This is a genomic window from Micromonospora tarensis (assembly GCF_016803395.1).
GTDB lineage: Bacteria > Actinomycetota > Actinomycetes > Mycobacteriales > Micromonosporaceae > Micromonospora > Micromonospora tarensis.
The window spans coordinates 1-4129 of the sequence record NZ_JAEVHL010000379.1 but is presented as its reverse complement, the minus strand read 5'-3'; the positions used below and the strand labels follow the sequence as shown (position 1 = coordinate 4129).

1 protein-coding gene and 2 pseudogenes are annotated in these 4129 nt (G+C 73.5%); all 3 read right to left on the bottom strand.

The window, feature by feature from the left end; all coding sequences use genetic code 11:
• Positions 1-747: pseudogene (locus JM949_RS40100) on the bottom strand (polyketide synthase dehydratase domain-containing protein); the annotation flags it as partial.
• Positions 721-3567: pseudogene (locus JM949_RS34185) on the bottom strand (type I polyketide synthase); the annotation flags it as partial. The pseudogenes JM949_RS34185 and JM949_RS40100, both read right to left, overlap by 27 nt.
• 29 nt (positions 3568-3596) lie before the next feature.
• On the bottom strand, positions 3597-4129 hold a 533-nt coding region (locus tag JM949_RS40220; protein WP_238434396.1), incomplete at its 5' end, for a phosphopantetheine-binding protein.

Sequence of the window (4129 nt, the reverse complement as noted above, 5' to 3'; positions counted from 1 at the left end):
GTTGCTGCCGGGTGCGGGCCGGAGTTCCCGGGTGACCAGGGCGCCGACCGAGACGACGGGCGCGCCGGTGAGGTCGGTGGCGAGCAGCGACACGACCCGCCGGCGATGCAGAGGAACTCAAGCCCGGCTTCGGTGGCCGCCGGGGCGGTGAGCTGCGGCCAGGAGACCTGGAACAGGTGGTTGCTGCCGGGTGCGGGCCGGAGTTCCCGGGTGACCAGGGCGCCGACCGAGACGACGGGCGCGCCGGTGAGGTCGGTGGCGAGCAGCGACACGACCCGTCGGCGTGCACGGTGGCGCGTACCCGCAGGGTGTCCGCGCCGGTGGCGTGCAGGCGTACGCCGCTCCAGCTGAACGGCAGCCGCCCGGGACCGGCGGCGCCACGGTCCGGGACCAGGGCGACGGCGTGCAGGGCCGCGTCGAGCAGCGCCGGGTGCAGCCCGAAGTGCTGGCCGTCGAGGCGTCCGGGAGGGTCACCTCGGCGAGGATGTCGTCGCCGTGCCGCCACACCGCGCGCAGACCCTGGAACGCCGGCCCGTAGTGGAAGCCGGCGGCTGCCGCCCGCTGGTAGACGCCGTCGAGCGGCACCGGTTCGGCGTCGGCTGGTGGCCAGGGCGCGTCGTCGGTCGCCGGTGCGGGTGCGTCGTCGGGCAGCAGGGTGCCGGAGGCGTGCAGGGTCCACTCTCGGCCGGACCGCGAGTGCACCGACACGCTGCGCCGACCGCTGTCCTCGGGAACACCGACGATCATCTGAACCGTCGCCGGTGGGTGCAGCGGGGCGTGCAGGGTCAACTCCTCGACCTGACCACCGGCGCGCAACACCATCTCCAGCAACCCGGTGCCCGGCACCAACGCGGTGCCGTCCACGGCGTGATCGGCCAACCAGGCACCGGCGACCCGACCCTCGAAGACGGTGCCCTGCGCCCCGTCGACGGGCTCGTCGAGCCAGCCCGCGCCGGTCAGCCAGTACCGACGCCGTTGGAACGGGTACGTCGGCAGGACCACCCGCTGCGCGTCGCGGCCGGCGAACACCGCGTGCCAGTCGACCTGCGCGCCCCGCGCCCAGGCCCGGGCGACCGAGTCCAGGAAGCGTTCTGGTCCACCGTCGTCGCGGCGCAACGACCCCAACTCCCGGGCCAGGATGGGATGCGGGCTGACCTCGACCAGCGTGCCCAACCCGGCAATCGCGTCGACGTAGCGCACCGTCTCCCGCAGGTTGCGGAACCAGTACCCGGCGTCCAGGCCGGCGGTGTCCAGCAACCCGCCGGTGACAGTCGAGGAGAACGGCACGTCTGACGAGCGTGGCGCGATGTCCTTCAGCGCAGCGAGAAGTTCGTCGCGGACCGCGTCGACGTGCGGCGAGTGCGACGCGTAGTCCACCGCCACCCGCCGCGCCCTGGGCTCGGCCGTTAGGAACCGCTCCACCGCCTCCACGTCACCCGAGAGGATGGTGGAATCCGGTCCGTTGACCGCCGCCACCGACAGCTCCCCCGGGTTCACCTCGGCGAGCGGCACCGACACCATCCCGCCCCGCCCGGCGATGGCCCGCAACGCCCGACTCCGCAACGCGACAACCCGTGCCGCGTCGTCCAACGACAGGGCACCCGCGACATAGGCGGCGGCGATCTCACCCTGCGAGTGACCGACCACCGCCGACGGCTGCACCCCGTAGGACCGCCACACCGCGGCAAGGGACACCATCACCGCGAACAGGGCGGGCTGCACCACCTCCACCCGGTCCAACGGACCGGCCAGGACCTCCCGCAACGACCAACCCGTGTACGGACGCAACGCCTCCGCACACGCCTGCATCGAAGCGGCGAACACCGGCGAGGAGTCCCACAGCTCCAGACCCATCCCGGTCCACTGCGAACCCTGACCGGGAAAGACGAAGACGACCCGGCCGTCACCGGCCTGGACCGGCAGGTCCTCCCCCAGTACGCACCGCCACGGCAACGCCGCCCGACCCACCGCCAACGTGAACGCCACATCCACCGGCCGCAACCCCGACCCGGAAAAGGACGCCGACCGCAACCCCGAGATCGCCCGGACCTGATCCGCCAGGGCCTCTGGCGACGCCGCCGACACCACCCACGGCACCACCGGACCGCCAGCCAGGTCCGGCGAGGACGACGGAGCAGCCACCGTTCCCGGCAGCGACGACGCGGACCCGGCGACCGGCGTCGCCCCCGGCGACAGCGCGGACGCCGGAGCAGACACGGGGGCGGCCTCCACGATCACGTGCGCGTTCGTCCCGCTCATCCCGAACGCCGACACACCCGCCCGCCTCGCACCCGCAACCCACGGCACCTCGTCGGTCAACAACCGCACCGCACCCGCCGACCAGTCCACCGCCGACGACGGCCGATCCACATGCACCGTCCGTGGCAACACCCCGTGCTGCAACGCCAGGACCACCTTCATCACCCCGGCCACACCCGCCGCCGCCTGCGTATGACCCACATTCGACTTCACCGACCCCAACCACAACGGCCGATCCCGCTGCTGCCCATACGCCGCGATCACCGCCTGCGCCTCGATCGGATCGCCGAGCCGGGTGCCCGTGCCGTGCGCCTCGACCGCGTCGATGTCCGCTGGCGCGAGGCGGGCGTCGGCCAACGCCCGTTCGATGACCCGCTGCTGCGCCGGCCCGTTGGGTGCGGTCAGGCCGCTGCTGGCACCGTCCTGATTCACCGCCGAACCCCGCACCACGGCGAGCACCGGATGGCCGTTGCGGCGCGCGTCGGAGAGCCGCTCCAGCAGCAGCATGCCGGCCCCCTCGGACCAGCCGGTGCCGTCCGCCGCCTCAGCGAACGACTTGCACCGCCCGTCGGCGGCCAACCCGCGTTGCCGGCTGAACTCGACGAACATGCCGGGGGTCGCCATCACCGTGACACCGCCGGCCAGCGCCAGGTCACACTCCCCCTGCCGCAACGCCCGACTCGCCAGGTGGACCGCCACCAGCGACGACGAACACGCCGTGTCGACAGTGACCGCCGGCCCTTCCAGGCCCAACACGTACGCCACCCGCCCGGTCGCCACACTCCCGGCGCTGCCACTGCCCAGATAGCCCTCCAACTGCGGGTCCGGGCGGCCGACCGAGGTGTAGTCGCTGTAGGCGACGCCCGCGTACACGCCCACGGCACGGCCCCGCAGCTCGGCCGGGTCGATGCCGGCGCGTTCGATCGCCTCCCACGACGTCTCCAGCAGCAACCGCTGCTGCGGGTCCATCGCCTGGGCCTCGCGCGGGCTGATCCCGAAGAACTCGGCGTCGAAGAGGTCGACAGCGTCGAGGAAACCGCCGTGCCGGGTGTACGACGTGCCGGTCCGTTCCGGGTCGGGGTCGTGGAGCGCGTCCAGGTCCCAGCCCCGGTCGGTCGGGAAGTCACCGACGGCATCCTGGCCGGCGGCGAGCAGGCGCCACAGGTCCTCCGGAGTGTCGACGCCGCCGGGCAGCCGACAGCTCATCGCGACGATCGCGACGGGTTCCGGCTCCTCCAGCTCGCGGACCCGTTGCCGGGTCCGGCGCAGGTCGTCGGTGACCAGCCGCAGGTACTCGCGGAGCTTGTTCTCGTTCGACATCCCTGTGGCTCCCCGGTTCACGACAGCCCGAGCTCGTGGTCGATGAGGGCGAACAACTCGTCGTCGTCGGCCGGCGCCGGCGGCGGTGCGTCCGGCTCCGCTCCGGCGCGCCGTACCTTCGACAACAGGGCCTCCAGGCGGGCGGCGACCCGGCGTTGGGTGTCCGCGTCGTGCGCGGCCGACGTGACGACCGCCGCCAGCCGGTCCAGTTCGGCGAACGCGTCCGCGCCGGCCGCCCCGCCCAGTTCGGCGTCGAGATGCCCGGTGAGCGCGCTGGGCGTCGGGTGGTCGAACAGCACAGTGGCCGGTAAGGGCAGGCCGGTGCTCTCGACGAGCTGGTTGCGCAGCTCCACGGCGGTCAACGAGTCGAAGCCGGCGTCGAGGAAGCCCTTGTCGGGGTCGACACCGGCCGGGTCGGGGTGGCCGAGCACGGCGGCGGCGCTGGTCCGTACCAGATCGAGCAGGAGCTCGAGACGCGCGGACGCGGACCGGCCGGTCAGCCGCCGCCGCAGCGCGGCCCCGCCATGCGGCGTGCCGGCGGCGGTCCGGC